The organism is Gluconobacter sp. P1D12_c, assembly GCF_018812105.1.
Taxonomy (GTDB): Bacteria; Pseudomonadota; Alphaproteobacteria; order Acetobacterales; family Acetobacteraceae; genus Gluconobacter; species Gluconobacter oxydans_A.
In genome coordinates, this window is the sequence record NZ_JACSIQ010000887.1 from 1 (window position 1) to 356 (window position 356).

At 52.8% G+C, this 356-nt stretch carries 1 protein-coding gene; it reads left to right on the plus strand.

Annotated elements, in window-relative coordinates; genetic code table 11:
* Positions 1-76: 76 nt before the first annotated feature.
* Positions 77-356 (plus strand): transposase (locus tag KP705_RS19650; protein WP_215765529.1); only part of this gene is annotated, 280 nt, incomplete at its 3' end.

Below are 356 nucleotides of genomic sequence, written 5' to 3' on the forward strand. Positions count from 1 at the left end.
GGGTTCGAAAAACCCCCTGGTTTTGAGGTCTGCTCTGTGATTCCATTCGTCCGGTTCTGACTGAGGGAATGACGCTATGAAGCAGCCGGGATTTTTTGACGTTGAAGAGCGGCTTGCCCGGTTGAGCGGGCTTGGTGATGAGCTCGAAGCATTTTCCCGGACTGTGGATTTTGAAGTGTTCCGTCCTGATCTGGAGAAGGCACTGGCCTATTCAGATGGAAGCAAAGGCGGGCGACCGCCATTTGATCCGGTGCTGATGTTCAAGATCCTGGTGATCCAGACGTTGAACAATTTGTCTGATGAGCGGACGGAATATCTGATCAACGATCGCCTGTCGTTCATGCGCTTCCTTGGGC